General features: G+C 56.5%; 26 protein-coding genes. 1 reads left to right on the plus strand and 25 read right to left on the minus strand.

Going from position 1 to position 25,260, the window contains the following annotated elements:
- Positions 1–709 precede the first annotated feature (709 nt).
- The 25 genes from CVU69_13315 to CVU69_13435 form a co-directional block, all read right to left on the minus strand.
- Entirely contained in the window at positions 710–1,129 is a 420-nt protein-coding gene (locus tag CVU69_13315) for a VapC toxin family PIN domain ribonuclease (GenBank protein PKN11256.1), read from the minus strand.
- Positions 1,126–1,407, minus strand: a complete 282-nt coding sequence (locus CVU69_13320; protein PKN11257.1) for a type II toxin-antitoxin system prevent-host-death family antitoxin — start codon at positions 1,405–1,407, stop codon at positions 1,126–1,128. The genes CVU69_13315 and CVU69_13320 overlap by 4 nt, the downstream gene beginning before the upstream one ends.
- A gap of 119 nt (positions 1,408–1,526) precedes the next feature.
- On the minus strand, positions 1,527–2,759 hold the full coding sequence (locus CVU69_13325) for an LL-diaminopimelate aminotransferase (GenBank protein ID PKN11258.1): 1,233 nt from the start codon (positions 2,757–2,759) through the stop codon (positions 1,527–1,529).
- A 148-nt stretch (positions 2,760–2,907) separates the two neighbouring features.
- Positions 2,908–3,711: a 4-hydroxy-tetrahydrodipicolinate reductase gene (locus CVU69_13330; protein ID PKN11259.1), complete on the minus strand. Its 804-nt coding sequence runs from the start codon at positions 3,709–3,711 to the stop codon at positions 2,908–2,910.
- Positions 3,708–4,583, minus strand: coding sequence for a 4-hydroxy-tetrahydrodipicolinate synthase (locus tag CVU69_13335; protein ID PKN11260.1), 876 nt, complete (start codon positions 4,581–4,583; stop codon positions 3,708–3,710). Before CVU69_13335 ends, CVU69_13330 begins: the two co-directional genes overlap by 4 nt.
- 136 nt (positions 4,584–4,719) lie before the next feature.
- The gene (locus CVU69_13340; GenBank protein ID PKN11261.1) at positions 4,720–5,496 is read right to left on the minus strand and encodes a hypothetical protein; all 777 of its coding nucleotides are present in this window, start codon (positions 5,494–5,496) and stop codon (positions 4,720–4,722) included.
- Positions 5,493–6,875: an argininosuccinate lyase gene (gene argH, locus CVU69_13345; protein ID PKN11262.1), complete on the minus strand. Its 1,383-nt coding sequence runs from the start codon at positions 6,873–6,875 to the stop codon at positions 5,493–5,495. The genes CVU69_13340 and argH overlap by 4 nt, the downstream gene beginning before the upstream one ends.
- On the minus strand, positions 6,862–8,046 hold the full coding sequence (locus CVU69_13350; protein PKN11263.1) for a hypothetical protein: 1,185 nt from the start codon (positions 8,044–8,046) through the stop codon (positions 6,862–6,864). Before CVU69_13350 ends, argH begins: the two co-directional genes overlap by 14 nt.
- Before the next feature lie 5 nt (positions 8,047–8,051).
- Positions 8,052–8,540, minus strand: coding sequence for a DNA mismatch repair protein MutT (locus CVU69_13355; protein ID PKN11264.1), 489 nt, complete (start codon positions 8,538–8,540; stop codon positions 8,052–8,054).
- A gap of 59 nt (positions 8,541–8,599) precedes the next feature.
- Positions 8,600–9,820, minus strand: coding sequence for an argininosuccinate synthase (locus CVU69_13360; protein ID PKN11265.1), 1,221 nt, complete (start codon positions 9,818–9,820; stop codon positions 8,600–8,602).
- Positions 9,821–9,895: 75 nt separating this feature from the next.
- On the minus strand, positions 9,896–10,546 hold the full coding sequence (locus CVU69_13365) for a hypothetical protein (GenBank protein PKN11266.1): 651 nt from the start codon (positions 10,544–10,546) through the stop codon (positions 9,896–9,898).
- A gap of 19 nt (positions 10,547–10,565) precedes the next feature.
- Positions 10,566–11,474: an ornithine carbamoyltransferase gene (argF, locus tag CVU69_13370; GenBank protein PKN11267.1), complete on the minus strand. Its 909-nt coding sequence runs from the start codon at positions 11,472–11,474 to the stop codon at positions 10,566–10,568.
- The gene (locus CVU69_13375) at positions 11,471–12,667 is read right to left on the minus strand and encodes an acetylornithine transaminase (protein ID PKN11268.1); all 1,197 of its coding nucleotides are present in this window, start codon (positions 12,665–12,667) and stop codon (positions 11,471–11,473) included. The genes argF and CVU69_13375 overlap by 4 nt, the downstream gene beginning before the upstream one ends.
- 55 nt (positions 12,668–12,722) lie before the next feature.
- Positions 12,723–13,601: an acetylglutamate kinase gene (gene argB / locus CVU69_13380; GenBank protein PKN11269.1), complete on the minus strand. Its 879-nt coding sequence runs from the start codon at positions 13,599–13,601 to the stop codon at positions 12,723–12,725.
- Positions 13,602–13,733: 132 nt separating this feature from the next.
- Positions 13,734–14,855, minus strand: coding sequence for a hybrid sensor histidine kinase/response regulator (locus CVU69_13385; GenBank protein ID PKN11270.1), 1,122 nt, complete (start codon positions 14,853–14,855; stop codon positions 13,734–13,736).
- Between the two features lie 79 nt (positions 14,856–14,934).
- Positions 14,935–17,577, minus strand: coding sequence for an alanine--tRNA ligase (locus tag CVU69_13390; protein ID PKN11271.1), 2,643 nt, complete (start codon positions 17,575–17,577; stop codon positions 14,935–14,937).
- On the minus strand, positions 17,574–18,107 hold the full coding sequence (locus CVU69_13395) for a hypothetical protein (GenBank protein PKN11272.1): 534 nt from the start codon (positions 18,105–18,107) through the stop codon (positions 17,574–17,576). The genes CVU69_13390 and CVU69_13395 overlap by 4 nt, the downstream gene beginning before the upstream one ends.
- Entirely contained in the window at positions 18,049–19,185 is a 1,137-nt protein-coding gene (locus tag CVU69_13400; GenBank protein ID PKN11273.1) for a type IV pili twitching motility protein PilT, read from the minus strand. Before CVU69_13400 ends, CVU69_13395 begins: the two co-directional genes overlap by 59 nt.
- Before the next feature lie 24 nt (positions 19,186–19,209).
- The gene (gene recA / locus CVU69_13405) at positions 19,210–20,226 is read right to left on the minus strand and encodes a recombinase RecA (protein ID PKN11274.1); all 1,017 of its coding nucleotides are present in this window, start codon (positions 20,224–20,226) and stop codon (positions 19,210–19,212) included.
- Positions 20,219–20,398 (minus strand): hypothetical protein, encoded by a 180-nt coding sequence (locus CVU69_13410; GenBank protein PKN11275.1) that lies wholly within the window; start codon positions 20,396–20,398, stop codon positions 20,219–20,221. The genes recA and CVU69_13410 overlap by 8 nt, the downstream gene beginning before the upstream one ends.
- A complete protein-coding gene (locus CVU69_13415) occupies positions 20,395–21,660 on the minus strand; it encodes a damage-inducible protein CinA (protein ID PKN11276.1) in 1,266 nt (421 codons plus the stop codon). Before CVU69_13415 ends, CVU69_13410 begins: the two co-directional genes overlap by 4 nt.
- A 22-nt stretch (positions 21,661–21,682) precedes the next feature.
- The gene (locus tag CVU69_13420) at positions 21,683–22,135 is read right to left on the minus strand and encodes a phosphatidylglycerophosphatase A (GenBank protein PKN11277.1); all 453 of its coding nucleotides are present in this window, start codon (positions 22,133–22,135) and stop codon (positions 21,683–21,685) included.
- A gap of 3 nt (positions 22,136–22,138) precedes the next feature.
- A complete protein-coding gene (locus CVU69_13425) occupies positions 22,139–22,660 on the minus strand; it encodes a transcription elongation factor GreB (protein PKN11278.1) in 522 nt (173 codons plus the stop codon).
- Between the two features lie 196 nt (positions 22,661–22,856).
- On the minus strand, positions 22,857–23,060 hold the full coding sequence (locus CVU69_13430; protein PKN11279.1) for a hypothetical protein: 204 nt from the start codon (positions 23,058–23,060) through the stop codon (positions 22,857–22,859).
- Positions 23,061–23,202: 142 nt separating this feature from the next.
- On the minus strand, positions 23,203–23,430 hold the full coding sequence (locus tag CVU69_13435; GenBank protein ID PKN11280.1) for a hypothetical protein: 228 nt from the start codon (positions 23,428–23,430) through the stop codon (positions 23,203–23,205).
- Between the two features lie 98 nt (positions 23,431–23,528).
- Between CVU69_13435 and CVU69_13440 the strand changes: the two genes are divergently transcribed.
- Positions 23,529–25,187, plus strand: a complete 1,659-nt coding sequence (locus CVU69_13440; protein PKN11281.1) for a hypothetical protein — start codon at positions 23,529–23,531, stop codon at positions 25,185–25,187.
- The last annotated feature ends 73 nt before the right edge of the window (positions 25,188–25,260 follow it).

Below are 25,260 nucleotides of genomic sequence, written 5' to 3' on the forward strand. Positions count from 1 at the left end.
GGCAGTCGAGCACGTCTTTCGGTATGGCCATCGGTTCCTCCAGTGGTTACGGGTTGTAACCGACGATGACCATTTACACAAAGTTTTTTACACCCTCACTTCTGAATTTTCGGATATTCATCTTTCAATTGCCTTTTGAACGCAGTTGAGGAGCATGAATCAATCGGGCTTGAAGCATGTTTTGCCTGAACTATGAATTTCCCCTTCCACGGTTGAGAACTTGAAGGAAATTTCTCTGCCTTACCATCAAATCTCGCATCTCGACCGCCGTCTGGACCCGCAGCAAAATTGACAACACCTATCCCCAGAATTTTCTGGCATATCATTACAACCATATCTTCAAATTCGTTCTCAGAAAGATTATGTATGGGATATGTGATTATCATTTATATGCCTATCAGCTATAAGGGAAACTACCCAGATTTTCTAATCTTTCTATACATAAAACGCCGCTGATCAGCTTTTGCTGACCCGGCGGCGTTCAAATTTCCTCAATATACCCTTCATCCCAATCCCTCTCTCACCCCGCCCCGAAGCCAGGCGTATGAAAAAACACACAGCTTTGTACTCTGTCTCAACGGCAACTGTCAAGCCGGCGAAGTTATTGAGCCAAATGCAAACGGCAGCCTCGCGGCCGCCGTTTGCATTCAAACCTACTTCAAGGGAATTAGAAGGGAATAAGGGACACTGCCCGTATTTCTCTGATTCTTCATGTCCACGGATTAATAACCCGCGCCTTGCACCTCTCCATATCCCGGACATTACGGGTGACCACCACCAGACCATGGGCCGCAGCAGTGGCGGCAATGAGCGAATCCATGACCGGCAACTTCTCACCAGCCTGTTCCGCCTCTCCCTGAAGCCGTCCCCAGGTAACCGCCGTTTCCAGATCGATATCAAGAATACGGCCGGCAAACCGCTCCACCAGATCGAGGGCCACCCACGCCTGCAGCTCCTCCTTTTTGGCGCCGTCCGGGAGTTTGCTGATCCCTTTCTGCAGCTCACCCAGATTCAGCACACTCAGAAAAAGCTTCTGTTCATCCTCATCGTCCAGCCAGCTCACCACGGCCGGATTCGGCTCCTTCTTGACCAGTTCGGAGATCAGACAGGTATCGAGCAGATACTTCACAACTCCACCTCGCGGGGTAGGTCAGCGCTACGACCAATATCGAGTTCGACAGCATGCAGGGGGGATTGCCGGAAAAACTGTGACAACCCGGTGCGCGGCAGAGTCAGCTGGCGATATTCCTCGAAAGAGACCACCACGGCGGCGGGCTTGCCCCGCAACGTTATCGTCTGGGGGCCATCATGCAGGGCCGAGTTCACCACCTGGCTCAAGCGGTTCTTGGCTTCCTGTAGCTGCCACTCCCGATCATGGGGAGGGCGATCCGTCTTGTTAGCTTTCATTCTATCCTCCGACATTAACCTAGACAGTCTAGCCAGAAAACGATAGCACGGCACGGAGACAAATCAAATAAAATTTTGGCCGCAAAAACAAAGGGCGCCGCAATGGGCGCCCTTCTTCTCTACTTCAGGTTCTTCTTGATCCGCTCCACCGCCTCGATCACATTCTCGCGATGGCCGAAAGCCGACAGCCGGAAGAACCCTTCGCCGCTCGGGCCGAAGCCAGAGCCCGGCGTGCCGACGACGTTGCACTCGGTGAGAAGTTTGTCGAAAAAGTCCCAAGAGCTCATGCCGCCCGGCGTCTTCAGCCAAATGTAGGGTGCATCCACGCCGCCGTAGCAAATGACCCCGACTTCTCGCAACCCTTCACGGATGAGGCGGGCATTCTCCATGTAGTAGTCGATGATCTCCTTGGTCTCCTTCCACCCCTGCTCGGAGTAGACGGCGGCAGCGGCGCGCTGCACCGGATAGGAGGCGCCGTTGAACTTGGTGCTGACGCGGCGGTTCCAGAGCTTGTTGAAGGAGTACTTCTCGCCGGTCGTTGTCGTCCCCATGACCTCTTCCGGCACGACCACCAGGCCGCAGCGGACGCCGGTGAAGCCGGCAGTCTTGGAGAAAGAGCGGAACTCGATGGCGCACTGCTTGGCCCCTTCGATCTCGTAGATGGAGTGCGGGATCTCGGGGTTGGTGATGAAGGCCTCGTAGGCGGCGTCGAAGAAGATCACGCAGTCGTTGGCGAGGGCGTAGTCGACCCACTTCTTGAGCTCGGCCTTGGAGGCGACGGTGCCGGTCGGGTTGTTGGGGAAGCAGAGATAGATGATGTCGACCTTCTGCGTCGGCAACGCCGGATTGAAGTTGTTCGCTTCTGTGCAGGGGAGGTAGACGATATTTTCGTAGTAGCCCTTCTCGTTCGCTTCGCCGGTGCGGCCGACCATGACGTTGGTGTCGTTGTAGACCGGATAGACCGGATCGCCGATGGCGACGACGTTGTCGAGGGCGAAGATGTCGAGGATGTTGGCGCAATCGCACTTGGAGCCGTCGGAGATGAACATCTCGGAGGTCTTAAGCTCGACGCCGAGAGGCTTGTACGACTTGTCGATGATGGTGTTGATCAGCCAGTCATACCCCTGCTCCGGACCATAGCCGGCGAACTGGTCGGTGGTGCCGAGATCGTCGACGGCAGCGTGGAAGGCCTTGAGGACGGTCGGGGCGAGGGGGCGGGTGACGTCGCCGATGCCGAGGCGGATGACCTTGGCTTCAGGATTGGCGGCGGCGAATTCACGGACGCGGCGGCCGATCTCGGGGAAGAGGTAACCGGCTTTGAGTTTGAGGTAGTTGTCGTTGATCTTGGCCATTTGTATTTAATTCCTCCAAATAAAAGATTATCGAAAACGGAAGGCTGTTTCACGCAACGACGCTACGACGCAACGAAAACCCTAAAAGTCCGAAGGGCTTTGTTTTGACTTACGTTGCGTCGTCGCGTCGTTGCGTGAGGCGATTTGTTTATTTCAGGCCGAGGACATCCTGCATATCGTAGAAGCCAGACGGTTTGCCGCCGAGCCAGCCGGCGGCGCGAACGGCGCCGCGCGCGAACATGTCGCGGCTCATAGCCCGGTGGGTTATCTCGATCCGCTCGCCCATGCCGATGAAGTAGACGGTGTGCTCGCCGACGATATCGCCGCCGCGCACCGTCTGCATGCCGATCTCCTCTTTGCTCCGCTCGCCGCACATCCCTTCACGGTGGAAGTTGGCGACCTGGTTGTAGTCGCGCCCCAATGCTTCGGCAACGACCTCGCCCATGCGCACGGCGGTGCCGGAGGGAGAGTCCTTCTTCTTATTGTGATGGAGTTCGACAATCTCGACATCAAAGTCGTCGCCGAGGGTGGCAGCAACATCCTTGAGGAGCTTGAAACAGAGATTGACGCCGACGGACATGTTGGGGGCAAGGACGACCGGGATCTGCGCGGCGAACTTCTTCACTTCGTCGCGCTGCGCCGGGGTGAAACCGGTCGAACCGATGACGATCCCCTTGCCGAGGGCGGCGCAGACCTTGATATTCTCCAGGGTGACCTCGGGGAAGGTGAAGTCGATGAGGAGATCGGCGCTGCTCAGGGCGCTCGCGAGGGAGTCGGTGATGGTGACACCGAGGGGGCCGCAACCGGCGACACTGCCGGCATCCTGGCCGATGGCGTCATGGCCGGCGCGCTCGGTGGCGCCGGCGAGGGTCACCCCTTCGGCCTCCTTGATGGCGGTGATGATCCGGCCGCCCATGCGGCCGGCGGCGCCGATGACGGCAATTTTGATCATATCAATCCCTGCTTCTTGAGGACGGCGGTGAGCTTCGCCAGGGTCGCGGCCTGCATCGGCACGAGGGGGAGACGGACGTGGGCAGCGATCTTCCCCATCAACTCCAGCGAGGTCTTGACCGGCACCGGATTGCTTTCAATGAACATCGCCTGATGGAGATCGAGGAGTTGCAAATGCAAGCGTTTCGCCTCGGTCCAGTTGCCGGCATTGATCGCCGCAACCATCGCCTTGACCTGCTTCGGGGCGATATTGGCGGTGACGGAGATAATACCGGTGGCGCCGCACGCCATCAGCGGCAGGGTGAGGAAGTCGTCGCCGGAGATGACGTCGATCTTGTCGGCGGCCGCGGCGATGATCTCGCTCGCCTGGGTGACACTCCCCGAGGCTTCCTTGATCGCGACGATATTGGCAAATTCGGCAAGGCGGATGGTCGTCTGCGCTTCCATATTCATGCCGGTGCGGCCGGGGACATTGTAAAGGACCTGAGGGAGAGCGACCGTTTCGGCAATCTTTTTGTAGTGCTGGTACAGCCCTTCCTGCGTCGGCTTGTTGTAATAAGGGGAGACGAGGAGGACACCGTCCGCCCCCATCTCTTTGGCATGCTGCGACAGTTCGATCGCTTCGGCTGTCGAGTTGGAGCCGGTGCCGGCGATAACCGGAATCCGCCCCTTGACCTGCTCGATACAGACGCGGATCACCCGGTCATGCTCCTCATAATCGAGGGTGGCGGATTCACCGGTGGTGCCGCAGGGGATGATGGCATCGGTGCCGTTCTCGATCTGGAATTCGACGAGCTGGCGATAAACTTCTTCCTCGAAGCGCCCTTCCGCATCAAAAGGGGTAACGAGGGCAACCATAGATCCTTTGAACATAGAAACCTCCGAAAAACGGTTTTATCAGTAAAATAGCCTGATTTTCAGGCGGGATAGGGGTAAAAATGAGGATTATTGGTAACACACCTCCAAGCGAAAGTCAAAGCGTGTTCCCTTGCTTCCGACTTGTTCCACCCTATTCTGCCTGCGGTGTAGCGGTGACAACGGCCGACGGAGAGCTGTCGACGATGGTGCCGTTTTGTTCTGCCAGACAGCGCAATTGATAACGATAAAGAATACCATTCAGGGGGCCGAGATCCTCATATTTCCCCCCTTGCACCAACCGGGAGGACAAAGGGGTCAGCCCGAAAGGGGCATCGCCGCTGCTCCGGTAGACCTGGCAACCGAGAAAGGTCCAACCCGGCGCCAGCTCCGGATCGAGCGTCCATTGCAGGCGCACCAGGCGATCGTAACCGGTTGCCGTCAATCCCTGCGGCGCCGGCGGGAAGGGGTGCATCTGCCGCGCCAGTGACGCGGCAGCGCCGGTCAGGCCGCGACTGGTGACCGGGACGAGACGATAGCGGTAGCCGTAGCCGGGCCGGACATCATCGTCACGAATGATCAGCCGCTGCCCGTCGCGGGAAACCGCCAAGGGATCGATGCTCCGCCACAGCTGTGTCGGCTCGTCGCATTCGGCACAGACTCCGTCAGCGGTTTCACGCCGGAATATTCGCAGTTCGCTGAGGTCAGTGAGAGGCGTACCGTCGAGATTTCTCTCGGGAAGGTCGACATACAGGAGGATCGATCCGCCGATCTGCCGCGCTTCCGGCCGCCCCGGTGCGGCTGGCTCGGCCTTCAGGAGAGGGCGCACCGGCCCCTTCTTGCCGCAGGCAGGAAGGACGACCAGAAGAATCAACAGCAAAATCTGCAGGGGCACGACATGTCGTGCCCGCCTCAAAAGACGCATCTTCATTTCTGCCGCTCGGCCCGAGCCCGGGCAATCTCCCGCTCGACCGCCACCCGCGCCGTGCCGCCGGTGGCGCTGCGGGCATTGACCGAAGCTTCGAGGGTGACATGGGCGTAAATATCGCTGTCGATCAACGGCGAGAAGGCGCGAAATTCGTCAAGGGTGAGCTCGTCAATCTCCTTGTTATTTTCGATACAGTAACGGACGGTCTTGCCGACGACCTCGTGCGCCTGGCGGAAAGGGAGGCCCTTGCGCACGCAGTAGTCGGCCACATCGGTGGCGGTCGAATAGCCACGACCGGCGGCCAGACGCATCGGCGCAGCCTTCACCTTCATCAGGGCGATCATCTCGGCAAAGACCTTCAAACTCCCCTTCACCGTGTCGATGGTGTCGAAGAGTGGCTCTTTGTCTTCCTGCATATCCTTGTTGTAAGCGAGGGGGAGTGACTTCATCAAAGTGAGGAGGCTGAGGAGATTGCCGTAAACCCGGCCGGTCTTGCCGCGCACCAGTTCGGGGACATCGGGATTCTTTTTCTGCGGCATGATCGACGAGCCGGTGCAGAAAGCATCGGTGAGCTCGATGAAGTTGAAATCGGCGGTCGACCACAGGATCAGCTCTTCGGAGAGGCGCGACAGGTGCATCATCAGGATCGAACTCACCGCGCAGAATTCGATGGCGAAATCGCGATCCGAGACCGAATCGAGGGAGTTGCGGGTGACGCCGCTAAAGCCGAGGAGTTCGGCAACATACTCGCGATCGATCGGGAAAGTGGTCCCCGCCAGCGCCCCGGCCCCGAGGGGGAGGAAATTGAGGCGTTCGCCGCAATCAGCAAAGCGGCTCGCATCGCGCTTGATCATCTCGAAATAAGCGAGCATGTGGTGACTAAAGAGGATCGGCTGCGCGGTCTGCAGGTGGGTGAAGCCGGGCATGATCGTGTCAAGATTGGCTTCGGCCTGCCCCAGGAGCGACTCCTGCAACTGGTCGAGATAGCTCAGCACCGCCGCCACTTCGTCGCGCAGATAAAGGCGGACATCGAGGGCAACCTGATCGTTGCGCGAGCGGGCGGTGTGCAGCTTGCCGCCGACCGGACCGATGCGCTCGGTCAAACGCGCCTCGATATTCATGTGGATATCTTCGAGGCTGACCTTGAATTCGAAGTTGCCGGCTTCGATATCAGCCAGAATCCCTTCGAGCCCGGCGATGATGACTGCCGACTCCTCGTTGCTGATAATCGCCTGCTTTGCCAGCATCTTGCAGTGGGCAATGGAGCCTGCAATATCATAACGGTACATCCGCTGGTCGAAGTTGATCGAAGCGGTGAATTCTTCGACGAATTTGTTGGTCGGCTGATTGAAGCGGCCGCCCCAGAGTTTATCCTGACTCATAACTCTCCTTAAGTGATTCTGCTGTCGGCGCAAGGCCGGAGCTCAAATCCTTTTCCAGAAGTTGCCGCCAGCAACCATCGGCGCCGGGGCGAAAGATACTGTGCAGCTTGAGCGGCACGCGGGTGGTGCGGGGGTCAAGCTCGTGGAAAAGGGGCAGATTAAAGTAGTAAAGACGGGTCTGATCACCAAAACGCAGTCGGCAGATTGGCAGACCGCCAAAATCATCGCTGCTGAATTCCCCCTGTTCCCTCTTCTCCAGTTTATGACTTCGGTGAATCACCACTGCCGAATGACCGAAATGGGTGTCGCCTCGCAAGCCCCGGCACTGACTCTCGGCCGAGGTGTTGCAGAAGAGGGTGATGGTATCGCGAACCCCCGGCGTATAGGAAAGATATTCGCCGTAAAAGCCGTTGACCACATCACGAAAGGCGGGATGCTCGGGCTTGGGGTTGCACTCGATGACGGCGAGGAGATCAAGGCGCTGCCGGGTCTCAAAGAAGAGCTCATTGGCGCGTTCAATGATCGTGCTGATATTCGAAGCGTACAGGTCACGGTAAATATAATCGAGACAGATCAGGGTCATGAAGTTGAAGCAGGTCGGCCGACAGCGAAAAAGAGGGAAGATCTTGCCGCGATACAGATCGTGAAAGGGATCGACCGTCTCTTCGCCAAAGAAGGGGTGACTTTTGGCTTCGAGAAAGACCCGCAACCGGCCATTCGACTCTTTAACGGCAATCACGCACCAGTTCACCGGAATGTCGTCAACATTACCAGCGTCAAGATCGGTCAGAACCGAAGTTAACGCTTCGGCATTATCCTCGGGCCAGCGTTGAAGCAATATCCGGTAATCCGCCAGGCGCTGATGTTCCACGCCGAAGACGGTGACGGTATTTTCACGGAATCTTTCGGCAATGTGAGCAAGCGCGGTATCAAGATACTGCACCGGCAGGATCGCTTCGGGGAAGAGCAGGAAGTGCAGCTTTTTGAGGTTCCCCTCGCCGGCGGCAACCAGATCGAGAACCGAGCGCACCTGCGCCCACTGCTCCTCGGGAGCACTGATCCGGTAGCCGACCTCGCCGATTTCCAGACGGGTCGGCAGTTGCGCGATCATCACGTGCTGATGGTGGCCGCGCGGAATTTCAATGGCGATCTCTTTCTCGACGATCCGCACGCTGACTATTTCACCTCATGGGGGACACAGGCCAGAGGATCTTCTATGGAACAGATTCCTGCACCCTCTGTGACTACCGGCCAGGATAACTGAGGAAAGATTTTGCGCAGAATATAGCCGGTCCCCGGCGCCAGCTCGTAGTCCGGCAGGGCGGCGGCCGTGCACCAGATCGCTTCACTGCACTCGATCCCGTCCGGGTGCAAATCAAAACTTAACGGCGAAGCACGATAATAAAGAATAACAAAATGATCGGGATTCTCGGCGTTGGCGACATGTTCATAAACATCGATCAACCCGGCAGACAGGATTTCAATGCCGACTTCCTCCCGCACCTCCCGGTGCAGGGCGGCAAGAATCCCTTCCCCATGTTCGATCTTGCCGCCGGGCATGATCCACAGACCATGAAAGGGGCGCACACTCCGGCGGGTCAAAAGAACGCGGTCATCATGATCGATGATACAGGCAACGACTGAAGTTTTAATCCGTTTCGGCAATCGGTATCAATCCACCGGGGGCGCAGCACCCTGCGCCCCCGGTCTCCTTTGTCTCAGGCTTACTTGCTGTTGGCGCGCTGAATGGCGGCGATGCGCAGGCGCAGGGCGTTGAGTTTGATGAAGCCCTCGGCGTCGGCCTGGTTGTAGACATCATCCTTTTCGAAGGTGGCGAAATCGACGTTGAAGAGGGAATCGCTGGTCGAATCCCGGCCGACGACGCGGCAGTGCCCTTTGTAAAGCTTGATCCGGGCGATACCGTTGACCGTGGTCTGGCTTTCGTCAATAAGGGCCTGGAGAACACGGCGCTCCGGGGCGAACCAGTAGCCGTTGTAGACCATGTCGGCGTAACGGCTGACCAGGGAGTCGCGCAGATGCATGACTTCGCGGTCCATGGTGATCGATTCGACGGCGCGGTGCGCTTCTTCGAGGATCGTCCCGCCCGGGGTTTCATAAACGCCGCGACTCTTCATGCCGACATAACGGTTTTCGAGGAGATCGACGCGGCCGATACCGTGCCGGCCACCAAAGGTGTTGAGCTTGGCAAGGAGGTTGGCCGGGGAGAGACGCTCGCCATTGACGGCAACCGCATCCCCCTTTTCAAAGGTAACTTCAACGTACTCCGGCTGATCCGGGGCATCTTCGGGGCGGACGGTGAGGACATACATCTCTTCCGGCGCCTCGGCCCAGGGATTTTCGAGGACATCCCCTTCGAAGGAGATATGGAGGAGATTGCGGTCGGAGCTCCACGGAAATTTCTTGCTGGTCGGGACGGGAATGCCGTGCTTTTTGGCGTAGTTTTCAAGATCGGTACGGCTCTTCATCGTCCACTCGCGCCAGGGAGCAATGACCTTGATCGCCGGATCGAAGTGGTAGTAGCCGATCTCGAAGCGGACCTGGTCGTTCCCCTTGCCGGTGGCACCGTGCGACACTGCGTCGGCCCCTTCCTGCTTGGCGATCTCCATCTGCGCCTTGGCGATGAGCGGCCGGGCGATGGAGGTGCCGAGGAAGTAGCGCCCTTCGTAGATGGCGTTGGCGCGGAACATCGGGAAGACAAAGTCGCGAGCAAATTCTTCCTTGAGATCGACAACATAGCCCTTGCTGGCGCCGGTCGCCTTCGCCTTCTCGGGGATATGATCGAGCTCTTCTCCCTGACCGAGGTCAGCGGAGTAAGCGATGACTTCGGTATCGTATTCTTCGGTCAGCCATTTGAGGATGATGGAGGTGTCAAGCCCTCCGGAATAGGCGAGAACGACCTTCTTGACGCCGGTTTTTTTTGCCATGATGGACTCCTTTTACTTGAATAGATGGGGCGAAAGCCCTTTTTTAGATGGATCTACCTGAAATTTACCAAATCTCTACGGCCGGTTATTTCTACTATCCAATCGCACCACATAGGTATCAGCCATGCGGTCGTGCAATCCCTGCTTCTTGTCATCAAAGGCGATCATCAGGTAGCCGATGCCGAGGATAATCCCCGAAACGAACTTGCCGATGATTTCCCGATAAAAAGCCCGGCCCAGGGTCAGAGAAGAGCTGTCGGTACGCACCACCTTGATACGCAACGCCATCTTTCCCGGCGTCTGCCCGCCAAAAGCGGTAAAGTAGACATAATAGACGGCACCGACTGCACTCCCCAGCAGCCAGGCAAGACAGACCATCACCATCGAGTCACTGTCGTAACCGTGCAGAAGGAGGTTCAAGAGCCCGGCGAAGAGGAAGAGGATAACCCCCTGCAGGGCTCCGGAGATCAGGGAATCGACAAAGGCCGCGGCCGCGCGGATCCAGAACCCCGCCTTGGGGAGGTCAGCCTCGGCCACTGCCCGCGGTTTAAAGACGAAATCCGGCGCGCCCGGCGCTTCTTCCCCGTTGGGCGCGGCGCTCTGCAGCGGATCAAAGACAAAGAGCTCATGGCAACCCGGGCACTGAACATTCACCGGCGTTGTTGCCGTAGTCTGCTCTTCGGGAATTTCGCGGCTGAAGCCGCAGTGGGGACAAGTCAGTAACATCAATTTCTTTCGTGATCAATCAGGCCATCAGCCGGGCCATAATCGCTTTCTGAATATGGAGACGGTTCTCCGCTTCATCCCAGACCACCGAGCGCGGCCCTTCGATGACATCATTGCTGATCTCTTCCCCACGATGGGCGGGAAGACAGTGCAGAACGATGCAATCCGGATGAGCGTGGCGAAGGAGTCCGGCATCGACGCAGTAACCGGCAAAGGCGATCTCCCGCGCCTTCTGCTCCGCTTCCTGCCCCATGCTCGCCCAGACATCAGTATTGATGACGTCGGCACCGGCCACCGCCACTTTTGGATCGGTGGTGAGGAGGATCCGCCCGCCCCGCTCTTTAGCCCAGGCCAGAACCCCGGCATCGGGCTCGTACCCCTGCGGACAGGCAAGGCGGAGTTCGAAACCGAGGATGGTCGCCGCTTCGATCCAGGTATTCGCCATATTGTTGCCATCGCCGACCCAGGCGTGGACGAGATTCTCGTAACTGCCCTTGCGCTCGATAATCGTTTGGAGATCGGCCAGGATCTGGCAGGGGTGGAAGAGGTCGGTCAAACCGTTGATCACCGGAATTGTCGAAAAACGGGCAAATTCTTCGACAATCTCCTGGCCAAAGGTGCGGATCATCACCCCGTCACAATAACGGGAGAGGACACGAGCGGTGTCGCAAATCGGCTCGCCCCGCCCCATCTGTGAAGTCCCGGGGGCGATAAAGAGGCCGTGGCCGCCGAGCTGAAAGATCCCTACTTCAAAGGAGAGGCGGGTGCGCGTCGAGCTCTTTTCAAAGATCATCGCCAGGGTCTTCCCCGCCAGGAGAGGATGGGGCGTACGCGCCTGCTGCTGCTCCTTTAATTTGGCAGCAAAGGCGAGGAGGGTATCGAGTTCGCTCTTGCTATAATCATGCAGGGCAAGGAAGTGACGGGTCATGCGGGCAGCTCCTGAAGGATGTCGGCAAGGATCATGATCATTTCATCGATCTCCCCTTCACTGACCACCAGCGGCGGCACAAAGCGGAGGACGGTGTCGTGGGTGACATTGAGCAGGAGTCCTTTATCATGCCCCTTTTTAACGATCTCTGCGCCGGGGATGGCAAGATTGACTCCGATCATCAGCCCGATGCCGCGCACTTCGAGAATGACCGGGAAACGGCTTTTGAGCTTTTCCAGCTCGGCGACGAGGTAATCGCCCATGGCGGTGGCCCGCGCCAGAAAAGATGGGTCGCCGAGGATCCGTACCGCTGCCAGGGCGGTGGCGGCCATCAGCGGATTGCCGCCGAAGGTCGAGCCGTGCGTGCCGGGGGTGAAAGAAGCCGCGACTTTGTTCGTCGCCAGCATCGTCCCGATCGGCGCGCCGCCAGCCAGCGCCTTGGCCAGGGTCATGATATCCGGCGTCATGCCGAAATGTTCATGAGCAAAGAGTTTTCCGGTGCGGCCGAGACCGGTCTGCACTTCGTCGAAGATGAGGAGGAGGTTATGGCGATCACAGAGCTCGCGCACCGCCTTGAAGTAAGCAGGCGGAGCAATATTCACCCCCCCTTCCCCCTGAATCGGTTCAAGCATGATCGCGCAGGTCTGTGGGGTGATCGCCGCGGTCAGTGCAGCGATATCGTTAAAGGGGACATGCTTGAAACCGTGCAACAGCGGATCGAAGAAGCGCTGCACCTTCTCCTGCCCGGTCGCCGAAACCGTCGCCATGGTGCGGCCATGGAAGGAGTCGGCGGCGGTAACGATCTCGAAACGCTCGGGACCAAAAGTTTCGCGGCTGTATTTGCGCGCCAGCTTGATCGCCGCCTCGTTTGCCTCGGCCCCGGAGTTACAGAAGAAGGCCTGATCGGCAAAGGAGCGCCGGGTCAGCTCTTCGGCGAGCTCAATCTGATTGGGGATATGATAATAGTTCGAGCAGTGAATCAGCGTTGCTGCCTGCTCCTGAAGCGCCTTGACGATCGCCGGATGGCAATGCCCGAGGTTATTCACCGCCACCCCGGCGAGAAAATCGAGATAGCGCTTGCCATCGGCATCCCAAAGCTCGCACCCCAGGCCCCGTACTGGCACAATCGGATAACGGCCGTAAGTCTTCATGATGACCTTGTCGGCCCGGGCGATCCATTCTTCAGAGTTCATAGCAGCCTCACTTCATTTCTATGCCAATAAGTCCTTGATTTACCTTCCAGGAAACCTACTTCACAATCTCCGTGCCGATCCCGGTGTCGGTGAAGATCTCCAGCAGCACCGCATGCTCAACGCGGCCGTCGATGATATGGGCTTTTTTGACGCCGCCGGCCAAGGCTTCGGCGCAGCATTCGACCTTGGGGATCATGCCGCCGGCGATGGTGCCATCAGCGATCAATGCCTGCATCTGCGCCACCGGAATACTGGTGAGGAGCTGGCCGTCCTTATTCTTCACCCCCTGCACATCGGTGAGGAGAATGAGCTTCTCGGCACCGAGGGCCGCGGCAACGCGGCCGGCGACGACATCAGCATTGATGTTGTAGCTCTGGCCGTCGACTCCGACTCCGGTCGGGGCGATGACCGGGATAAAGCGCGCGCGCTCCAGGGTCTCGATAAGCTCACGATTAACTTGCACGACATCACCGACAAAACCGAGATCGAGTTGCTCGACGGAGCCGGCCGCCCCCTGAACCTCCTGTAGCAGCTTCCTGCTGAGAAGGAGCTCGCCATCCTTGCCGCAGAGACCGACGGCGCGACCGCCATGCCGGTTGATCAATCCGACGACTTCCTTATTGACCTGGCCGACCAGCACCATTTCGACAACGGCCATGGTCTGGGCATCAGTGACGCGCATACCGCGGACGAATTCGGAGACAATCCCGTACTTCTTGAGGGTCTCGTTAATCTGCGGCCCGCCGCCATGGACGATGACCGGATTGAGCCCGATATATTTGAGGAGGACGATATCCTGGGCAAAGGACTCCTTGAGCCGCTCGTCCGCCATAGCGTGGCCACCGTACTTGATGACGATCGTGGTATTGGTGAACCGCTTGATGTAAGGCAGCGCCTCCATCAGCACCTTGGCTTTATTGATCAATTCCTGCATCGCACACACCCCGATTCAAAAAATTCCCGACAGAAAAGTGGAATTATATACCATGCCCCCCGGCTTTAAAAAAGAAAAATGCCGGCCATAGCACCGGCACGGCTGTAGAGTCCATCTATTTATCAGTCAAAATTATTCCGCTCCGCTCAACGGCAGGGTCACGGTCACCGTCGTGCCGGCACCGGGCGAACTGACCACCTGAATGGTGCCGCCATGCGTGTGGACGAACTCCCGCACATAATAAAGACCGAGGCCGAAACCGCGCACCTGACCACTGTGGTGGGGATCGATCTGATAAAATTTCTCGAAAATTTTAGGGATCTCGGCCGGGGCAATCCCGACGCCGCTATCGCTGACCCGCAGAGAAAAAAATTCGGCCGTCGCGTTCATCTCCAGGGTCACGCTCCCGCCGCTCGGGGTAAACTTTATCGCATTAAGCAGGAGCGCACGCACAATAAAGTCAAACTGTTTCCGGTCGAGGTCGAGTTGTGGCAGAGACTCTGGCGGTGTGAAGTTCAGTTCAAGTCCATGCGCGCTCACCTCGGGGAGAAGGTCTTTGAGAAGATCCGTGACCAGATCGAGAGGACAACTCTTCCGTCGGCGCAACGGCAACGGTTGTAAAATCAGCTCGCTGTAAAAGAGGAGATCGCGAATCAGCAACTGAATATTTTCCAGCTCCTCCTGGGCCAGCGCCAGAACTTCCTGACAAACAGGATCGTCAGGATCGACAGAGCCGGCCGCCAGACCTTGCAAAAACAGCGAGACCGACGTCACCGGGGTTTTGAGTTTATGTGACACGAGCCCGAGGAATTCACCCTTCAAGCGATCCATGCGCTTGAGCTCGATAAGTTCTTCCCGTAACTGTTGACGTTCCAAGGCCTTGCGCAGCAGGTTGCGCAGTTGCAAAAGGTTAAGCGGCTTGGTAATAAAATCGTCAGCGCCGGCCTTGAGTGCTTGCAGAATCATTTCGCGATCGGCAAAGCCGGTCATGACAATAACAACCTGATTGGGAGTCTGCTCTTTGATCCGGCGCAGAAGTTCGAGACCGTCGATCCCCGGCATCATCACATCAGTGAGGACGAGATCGACCGCTTCCCTCTCCAGCACCGCCAGCGCCGCGCGGCCGTTAGCGGCCTGCAAGGTCCGGTATTCCGTGAGGGCCTGAGCACAGAGCTGACAGATGACTTCAGCATCATCGACAATGAGCAGTACCGGCAGCGTTCCTGCGATCGACATAGGGGGGCGACTCCTCATGAAATTTCACACCAACTATAGCACTGCCGGCGGGAATGTCTCCTCCCCGCCCCATCTTTTACTGCCAGACCTGCCAGCGCTAGACCAGGCTCTTTTCGAGATGAGCACCGACACTGGCGAGGGCCACGGCCAGACCGGCGGGATCCGTGCCGCCCGCCTGAGCGAGCTCGGGACGACCACCTCCCTTGCCGCCGACCTGGGCTGCGAGGGGTTTGATCAGCTCGCCGGCGCTGAGGCGGCCAAGGAGATCCTTGCTCACCGCCACCAGGAGATTGGCCTTACCGTCCAGAGCCGAGCCGAGGACGATCACCCCGGAAGGGAGTCGATCGCGCAGCTGATCGGAAAATTCGCGCAAGCCTTTGCCATCCAGGCCTTCAAGCTGCACGGCTAGGAACTTGACACCGGCGACCTCACACACCTGCGCCAGCAGCTCCTGCGAACGACCGGCATGAAGCCGCGCCGACAAGGTCTCGACCTCGCGCTCGAGATCGCGCTGTTGTTCCATCAGCTTCTTCAAACGGGCTTCGAGCTGGCCGCGGTCGCTCTTGACGATAGCGGCCAGGCGGCGCAAGGTCTCCTCCTCTTCCTGCACCGATTGCAGGGCGCGGGCACCGGTCACCGCTTCGATACGGCGCACCCCGGCAGCAATGCCGCTTTCCTGGAGAATCTTGAAAAGTCCGATGTCGCCGGCCGCCTGAGTATGAGTGCCGCCGCAGAGTTCCATGCTGAAATCGCCGACCGAGACAACCCGCACCGTCTCCCCGTACTTTTCACCGAAGAGGGCCGTGGCGCCGGCAGCAACCGCTGTCTCAGCACTCATGATCCGGGTCTCAACCCGGCCATTGTCGCGAATGGCACTGTTGACCCGGGTCTCGATCTCCGTCAACTCTGCGGCAGTCAACGCCGAGAAGTGGGTAAAATCAAAGCGGAGACGCTCTGCGGTCACCAGGGATCCAGCCTGTTTAATGTGCTCTCCCAACACCTTCCCGAGCACTGCCTGCAGGATATGCGTGGCTGTATGGTTTAGCGCGGAAGCGCGCCGCACCGAAGCCGCGACCGTCAGATCGACGGCTTCGCCCGCGCGGATCACCCCGGACAGGACTTCGCAGAGGTGGACAATAATCTCGGGGAGGGGGCGCCGCGTCTCGGTCACCCGCAGATGCGCGCTGCCGGAGCTGATCTCCCCCTGATCACCGGCCTGACCACCCGATTCCCCGTAAAAGGGGGTGGCTGAAGTGATGACTTCAACCGTCTCACCGGCTTTGGCTTCACTGAGCTGCTGATCGCCGCGCACCAGCGCCAGGACGGTGCCGTAATCGGTCAGGGCGTGGTAGCCGGTAAATTCACTGCTGATCCCGTCTTCGCGCAGGCGGCGGTAGATCGTCGAAACCGCCGCTTCCCCCGAGCCCTTCCAGTGCTCACGGGCCTTTTTGCGCTGCTCTTCCATACAAAGGTTAAAACCGGCTTCATCGATGCCAAAGCCGTCACTGCCGACGATATCGGCGGTGAGATCGACAGGAAAACCGAAGGTATCGTAAAGCTTGAAAAGGAGGTCGCCGGGGATTTCGCGCTTCCCCGCAGCTTTCAGGGTGGCAATCTCTTCGTTGAGGATGCGCAGACCATTGTCGAGGGTCGCCATAAAGCGCTCTTCCTCGGCGCGCACCACCCGCTTCACATAAGTTTCCCGTTCAAGGAGCTCGGGGAAGGCATCGCACATCATCTTGACAACAGCGTCGACCGCCTTATACAGGACCGGTTCGCCAAAACCGAGCATGCGCGCATGACGGGCGGCCCGGCGCATGATCCGGCGCAAAACATAGCCACGCCCTTCGTTGCTCGGCAGTACCCCGTCACAGATGAGGAAAGTCATGGCGCGAAGATGATCAGCGATGACCCGCATCGAGACATCATCCCTGGCATCGGCGCGATAGGCCTTGCCGCTTAACTCCTCGATATAGCGAATGATCCCCTGCAACAGGTCGGTGTCGTAGTTCGACTTTTTCCCTTGCATGACGGTGGTGATCCGCTCCAGCCCCATGCCGGTATCGACGGCCGGTTTCGGGAGGGGAGTCAACGTGCCGTCGGCGGAGCGATCAAACTGCATGAAGACGTTATTCCAGATCTCCATGTAACGATCGCAATCGCAGCCGACCGCACAGTCAAGGGAGCCGCAACCGACCTCGGGGCCGTTGTCCCAGAAGATCTCGGTGCAAGGGCCGCAGGGGCCGGTATCACCCATCGACCAGAAGTTATCCTTTTCGCCGAAACGGTAGATGCGCTCGCGCGGCACCCCTTCCTGGCTGTGCCAGATCTCGGCGGCTTCGTCGTCATCGGTAAAGACCGTGACGTAAAGGCGCTCCTTGTCGAGCTTGAGGTCGACCGTGAGAAACTCCCAGGCATAAGCGATCGCTTCCTTCTTGAAGTAATCGCCGAAGGAGAAGTTGCCGAGCATCTCGAAAAAGGTGTGATGGCGGGCGGTGCGGCCGACATTCTCCAGATCGTTATGCTTGCCGCCGGCGCGGACGCACTTCTGCGACGAAGCGGCGCGGAGATAGTCGCGCTTCTCCAATCCGAGGAAGCAATCCTTGAACTGATTCATACCGGCGTTGGTAAAGAGGAGGGTCGGATCGTTGTGGGGGATCAAGGGCGAGGAGGGGACGACTGTATGTCCGCGCTCGGTGAAGTAGTGGAGAAAACGGGCGCGAATCTCTCTTCCGGTCATGATCGATTATCCTTTTCGGCGTGTAAAATATTCAGCACCAAAGGGAGTTCAAATCCCCGGCGCAAAAAGAAGTTGATGATTCGGCGCCGGCTGGCAGCATCGGCGGTGGCATAGTCGAAGTGGGGGTAACGTCGTGCCAGTTGCGCTCGCAGCAACTCGTGCGGCGGGTGCTCATTCTCAGCCGCAGCGACAGCAGCAGCGGCGAGCTCGGCAGCGATACCGCGGTGACGCAGATCAAGACAGGCCCGCCGCCCTACGGCCCGACCGTTTCGCAGCAGCGCCAGGGCCCGCTGCTCGGCAAAATGCGTGTCGTCAAGGTAGCCAAGGGCGCGGCAACGGCTCAATGCTGACGCCGTATCCTCAGCGCTGAATCCTTTGTCACCGAGACGACCGGTGATCTCGGCCTCGGCATAGCCGCGCCGGGTGAGGAGACGCAGAGCCGCGGCATACGCCGCAGAGGCGCTCGATCTTTTAGTTTTTGACTCCACTTTTTTCGTCCGCGGGGGTATCGAAGTTATCCCACGACAGATCGGAGGACGAAGAGATCCCGGAGAACTTCAGTTTGAAATCGTCAGGATTCGACGACTGGGCCACTGCCTCCTCAAAGGAGACAAGGTTGCGCTTGACCAGACTCATCAGCGACTGATCAAAGGACTGCATTCCGTAAGAGACGTAGCCCTGCTGGATCGTCTCGGCGAGGAGATTGGTCTTGTTGGCATCATCGATCAACTCACGGACCCGTGCCGTTGAAACCATGACCTCCACCGCCGGCACCCGTCCCTTGCCGTCGATCCTGGGGATGAGGCGCTGGGAAATGACCGCTTTCAGTACCGAAGAAAGCTGGGCGCGAATCTGTCGCTGATGGTGCGGCGGGAAGGAGCCGACGACGCGGTTGATCGATTCTCCGGCATCAATGGTGTGCAGCGTTGAGAAGACCAGATGGCCGGTCTCGGCGGCGTGCATGGCAATCTCCATCGTCTCGATGTCGCGCATCTCGCCGAGAAGAATGACGTCGGGATCCTGGCGCAGTGCGCTCTTCAAGGCATTGGCGTAACTGTCGGTATCGGTTCCGACCTCGCGCTGATTGATAACACTCCGCCGATCACGATGGAGAAATTCGATGGGATCTTCGATGGTGACGATGTGCGCGGTACTATTGTTATTGATATAATCGATCATCGCCGCCAGGGTCGTCGATTTCCCCGAACCGGTGGCGCCGGTGACCAGGACCAATCCGCGCTTTTCGCCAATAATCTTCTTGATCACCGGCGGCAGGATCAGGTCGTCAAGGTTTTTGATGTCAAAGGGGATAAAGCGGAAGACCATCGACACGGCGCCGCGCTGCGAAAAGATATTGGCGCGGAAACGGCCCAGCCCTGGAACACCGTAAGCCATATCGAGCTCGTGCACATCTTCGTAACGCTGCCGCTGTTTGGCGCTCATAATTTTGAACGCCATTTCATGCGTCATTTCCTGCGTCAGATGCGGAGCCTTGTTCAGCGGTTTGAGTTCGCCGCTGATGCGGTAAACCGGGGGGAGTCCCGCCTTGATGTGGATGTCCGAAGCGCCGGCGGTGCGGGCAAATTTCAGAATATCGTCAAGCTGCATGGTTTATTTTTCCGATCGCGGGGACTAATCGTTCTTGGGGTTGCGGGCGGTCAAGCCGTAGTGTTCGAGAATCTTCGCCTCGATGGCGGCGCAGGTTTCCGGATGGTCAAGGAGATACTGTTTGGCATTCTCCCGCCCCTGGCCGACGCGCTCGCCATTATAAGAGAACCAGGCGCCGCTTTTGTCGATGACCCCACTCTCGGAGCCAAGATCGACAATATCGCCGACGCGGGAGATTCCCAGGCCGTAGGTGATATCGAACTCCGCCTCTTTGAAGGGAGGGGCGACCTTGTTCTTGACCACCTTCACCCGGGTGCGGTTGCCGACAACATCCTGACCATTTTTGATCGCCGCTATTTTACGGATATCCATCCGCACCGAGGCGTAGAATTTCAACGCGTTACCACCGGTCGTGGTTTCGGGATTGCCGAACATCACGCCGATCTTCATGCGAATCTGATTGATGAAGATGACGCAGCAGTTCGACTTGCTGATCGTCCCGGTGAGCTTGCGCAGAGCCTGGGACATGAGGCGCGCCTGCAAACCCATATGGGCATCCCCCATCTCCCCTTCGATTTCAGCTTTCGGCACCAGCGCTGCCACCGAATCGATAACCAGCACGTCGAGGGCATTGCTGCGCACCAAGACATCGACGATCTCCAGGGCCTGTTCGCCGGTATCGGGCTGCGAAACGAGGAGGTCGTCGGTCTTCACCCCGAGCTTGTGGGCATAGGAGATATCAAGGGCGTGTTCGGCGTCGATGAAAGCCGCAATCCCGCCACTCTTCTGGGCCTCGGCAATAATGTGCAGGGCCAGGGTCGTCTTGCCGGACGATTCCGGGCCGTAGATTTCAATGACACGGCCACGCGGCACGCCGCCAACGCCGAGGGCGATATCGAGGGCCAAAGAGCCGGTGGAGATCGACTGAATTTCCGGGATCACCGCATCTTCGCCGAGGCGCATGATGCTTCCTTTACCAAACTGCTTTTCAATCTGCCCCATGGCCAGTTCAATAGCGCGGCTGCGATTGTTTTCACTCATCGGTCAAACCCCCGGTCGGTTGTTGGTAATCCCTTTGCTCCCTTACCCGAAAGGGGCAAAGCGCAAGGGTTTTTGAATCGTTTACGGATAGCATAATCATCCCGCTTATTTCAAGGGAATCTTGGTGACGGCGGTCTGCTCTCCCCTGAATTATTGCGCCGGGGAAGATCATTCGGAACCTTCATTGTCATCAAAGAGACAAAGGAGATGACGGCGGAGGAGATCAAGGGCATGACTGGCGCTCAGCCGGCGGATTTCGTCGCGACTCCCGCCAAAATGGTGGCAGACCACCCGCTCGCCGTCGGCCGTCGCCAGGGCTATGTAGACTGTCCCCACCGGCTTCTCGGCTGTGCCGCCGTCCGGACCGGCGATGCCGGTGACTGCCAGTCCGAAATCGGTCGCAGCAGCGCGACGGATTCCCCGTGCCATCAACTTCGCAGTCGTGGCGCTCACCGCCCCTTCCTGCTCGATCATCCAGGCCGGAACCTTCAGCCAGCTTACCTTGGCTTTGTCGGCATAGGTCACCGCCCCGCGTTCCAAAAAGGCGGAAGCCCCGGGGATATCGGTCAATTGCGCGGCGATCATCCCGCCGGTACAGGACTCGGCGAGGGCCAGGGTCTCCCCGGAGCGGAGCAATAGTTTGGCAACGACGCTCGCCAGCGTCTCCTTGCTGCGCGCCACCAGATAATCCCCGACAGCGCGCAGCACCACCGGCTCACTGCGGTCGAGAAGCTCTTCGGCATCAGCCCCGCAGGCGCGCAGCTTCAGATAGACCAAAGGGAAGGTGACGCCGAAACCGACCATCACCCCCGTCGGCAACGCGGCGGCAGCCAGGAGATTCTCCACTTGCGGCTCAGCGACACCGATAAGGGTAAAGATCCGTTCGACAAAGGTCGAGGTAGGAAGGGCCGCTTGCAGCTGCGGCAGGACCGACGCTTCAAGCATCGGCTCCATTTCGGCCGGGACGCCGGGAAGAAAATAGAGGGTACAATTATCCATCTGAATCCGGAAACCGGGGGCAGAGCCGACGGGATTAGGAATCAAGATGGCTTTGGAGGGAAGCAGCGCCTGCTTTTCATTCCCGCCATACATCTCCCGCCCGGTGCGCTTGAAATGCGCGTGGATCTGCACCAACGCTTCATCGTTGAGCGCGAGGGGACGGCGAAAGGCCTTGGCGGCAGCGCGTGCGGTCAAATCGTCCCGTGTCGGGCCGAGACCACCGGTGACAATCACCACCTGACGGCGGGCACTCAGCTCCTGCAGTGCTTCGGAGATATAATCCTCATCATCACCGACACTCATGACTTCACGAATAAAGAGGCCGCGCGTCGCCAATGCCAGAGCAATACGCCGGGTATTAGTGTCGGAAATCTCGCCGTTTAAAAGTTCGTCGCCGATGGTGAGGACGGCGATTTTCGGGGAAAATGGTTGCATCGTTTTACCGTTCGTTAGCAGTTTATGGAAAGAAGTGGAGGAACAGGCGCAGACACAGCGCGGCATAAAGGCCGGCGACAACATCGTCAAGGACGACGCCGTAACCGTTCTTGATCTGACGATCACAGTAGCGTGCCGGCTGCGGCTTGAGAATATCAAAAAAGCGGAAGAGGAAGAAGCCGAGAATCGCCGCTTTCCAGGTAAAGGGGAGGAGAGCGATCGTCACCAGATAACCGACGAGTTCATCGATGACGATGCGGCCGTCATCGACGACGCCGTAGATCTTGCCGGCCTGGCCTGCCACCCAGCAGGACAGGAAGAAGAGGGCAACGACCGTCAGCAGCCAGAGAGTCGGCGGCAGTTTGGCAAGGAGCCAGTAAGCGGGAATCCCGGCCAGGGTGCCGAAGGTCCCGGAGGCGATCGGTGCATAGCCGAGGCCGGCGTTACTGGAGAGGAGCAGGATAAAACGGCTCATGGATTATTCTTCTTTCGTAGGGACAAGCGGCTGATAGCTGATCTCCAGCACCGTATAGTGGGCATCGCCGACCGGCCGCTTGACGAAGATCTCCTCCCCCTCTTTCTTGCCGAGGAGGGCACGCCCCATCGGCGCATCCATGCTGATCCAGCCGAGCTTCGGGTCGAACTCATCGGGCCCGACGACGCGGTAAACGACCTCTTCGCCCTCTTCATCCTCCAACCGCACCCAGGCACCGAAGTAAATGGTGTCGCACGGACCGACGCGGTTCTCCACCACAGTCAGGGAATCGAGGCGTTTGACGAGAAAACGGACGCGGCTGTCGATTTCGCGCAGCCGCTTCTTACCGTAGATATATTCGGCATTCTCCGAGCGATCCCCTTCAGCGGCAGCGGCGGTGACTGCCTTGGTAACGCGGGGACGCTCCACCTTCCAGAGAAAGCGCAACTCTTCACGCAGACGTTCGACCCCTTCCGGGGTGATGTAGCACGATTGGGCTTCCTGTACTTTTCTTGCGACGGCCATTAACTCTCTACTTTTCAACGAATCGACAAATTGCTCTGACTTTGCGGGGGAACACTATAACGTCAAACTCTCCTTGGGAGCCAGATTTTTCCCTTGCGCTTTTGCACGAGGATCGATCCCGCTCCTGTCTCTTCCCCCTCCCTCGCAGCGCTGAACCGACCAGACAGGTTCCGGGGGTTGCGCCCCCGACGACGCCCTACTTCTTTTCCTTGCCGGAAAGAAGTAGGCAAGAAAAGGCACCCCATCGTCTGGCCCGCTGCGCGGGTTCCCTGCGCCCGGCAGACATTTGGCGGGCGGACAAAAACTCGCTGCGCTCAAACATTTGTCCGCCTTTATCACCAAACGTCCACCGTGCTCCGGCGGCGGCGAAAGGGGAGAAATCTGAACGGATCAAGATCATGGTCTTCATGTAGGGGCGAAAAATTTTTCGCCCGCTTTGGCTTTGCCCGAAGTTTCCCCTCTCCATGAGGGAGAGGGTGGCCGCAGGCCGGGTGAGGGGGGAAGGATTGAATCAAAATCCTTGTTGTTGCCGCTCTGCCGTGCTAGCCTGCGCCCATTATTTTTATAATGATTTCAGGGGAGATGGCCATGGCCGACGCCAGCAGCAGCAACAGGGGATAACGATCGAACCGCCCGACGACAACAGCCGTCCGGGCGGTTTTTTGTTGTGCGTCGGAAGAAATCCGGAGGGAAGAACAAGTTCCAGCAGGTGGCATGAAATTCCGCTTTGCTAATATTGCAGTTAGCAAATTAGCAAAGAACGTCCCCATGGTATTCCGGCAGTCGCCGCGTGGCGGTTTGTTGTTTTTAGGGGAGAGATAAACGCGGTACGTTGCTGTTCTTAATCAATTTTTTCAGGAGAAAACTTATGAAGGCCACAGTCAAAATAATGCACATATCTGACATTCATGCTGATGAAACTACCGCTGACAAACTTAATCTCCGAATTAAAACATTTCTATCAGATATTGATCAGTATCGAGGTGAAATTGATTTAGTCGTTGTAACTGGAGACATAGCTTTATCTGGTAAAGCTGACCAATTTAAGTTAGCTGAAAAAATTGTGTTTGATCCATTGTTGGCTCGGTTACAATTATCGAGAAACAAGATATTTTTTGCACCTGGAAACCATGATATTGATCGAGGAAGAATATCAATTCCAGAAGATGTTGGTGTAAAAAAATTATTGCTAGAACAAAATGATGCATCTACTTACTTTAAAGACAAAACGGGTTTCTCAAGATTGGAAAATTATTTTAATTTCTTAGAACAATTTTATTCTCCAAAAAAAAATTTTGCAGGAAAAGTGTTTGATATAAATTACATGCCTATCGGCCTAGGAATCTTAAACTCATCCTGGTTATGTTCCGGGAATGATGACAAAAATAATCTGCATATCTCAGAGTATCAAGTGGCAGAAGTACTTACAAATATTGATAGCGCCTTGTTAAAGATTGGAATAATGCACCACCCATCTGATTGGTTCAGTAATTATGAACAAAGATATGTAATATCAGAGTTGAAAAGGCAATTTGATATAATTATAACCGGTCATCTCCACGAAAATGTTAGCAGAGGTGAAATTACGCCACAATATAATACAATACTACTTACATCACCATCATTATACAATAATTATTGTGATGAATTTCTTGGATACAATTTATATAATATTGATTTATCTAAAAATACATTAACTGCAATATACAAAAAATATATGAAGGGTAGAAATGCTTATGATAGAGATACAGAATATGCACTAAATGGTGAGCATGAATTCGAATTAAAAACAAAATCACCAATGTTGTTTTCTAAAAGTATCCTGTGTCAAAAAATTAATCTTTTAAATACTGAAATAGAAAAATCCTTAAAATCTCAGTTAGCACTTTACCAAAATCTACCTGACCCTATATTAGTTACACCAAAACTATCTTCACTAACTTGGAAATCTGATAAAAAAATAAGTACACCAATAACAGGTGATCCAACAAAATTAAGTGCTAAACATGTATTTATTTATGCACCAAAAGATATGGGCAAAACAGTTTTAATGAAAAGTTCAGTAGCTAAAATTAATCAGTCTTATTTCGTAGAAAAATCTGGTCCTATTTCTGCTTACATAGATCTTGCATTTAAAGATCATGATAAAAACCAGTTAGAAGAACAAGTAAAAGATAAAATAAGTGAAACTTCTATAACAAATCACATAAGTGAAGTTCATATTTTTATTGATAACATTAATATCAAAAACTTAAATCAACTTTCTACTCTCAACGATATTTCTGAAGACTTTCCGCAATGGAAGTTTATAGTAGCGATTGAAAATGATTTTGTAATGGAAGCAATACGTAGAAACGATAAATACAAAACTTGGGAATTTTATGAGGTAATGCCGTGGGGACCAAGCAGGATAAGAGAATTCACAACAAAATTTTTTGAAGCGGCAGGAATTAAAATTGATGTTGATGCAGCATTTAATTTTATTTGTCATAGTTTAAGAAATGAGGGTGTAAAAAACTTTGTGTAAATGGTCATCGTCGGTTACAACCCGTAACCACTGGAGGAACCGATGGCCATACCGAAAGACGTGCTCGACTGCC

It is taken from the genome of Deltaproteobacteria bacterium HGW-Deltaproteobacteria-4, assembly GCA_002841765.1.
Taxonomy (GTDB): Bacteria; Desulfobacterota; Desulfuromonadia; order Desulfuromonadales; family UBA2197; genus UBA2197.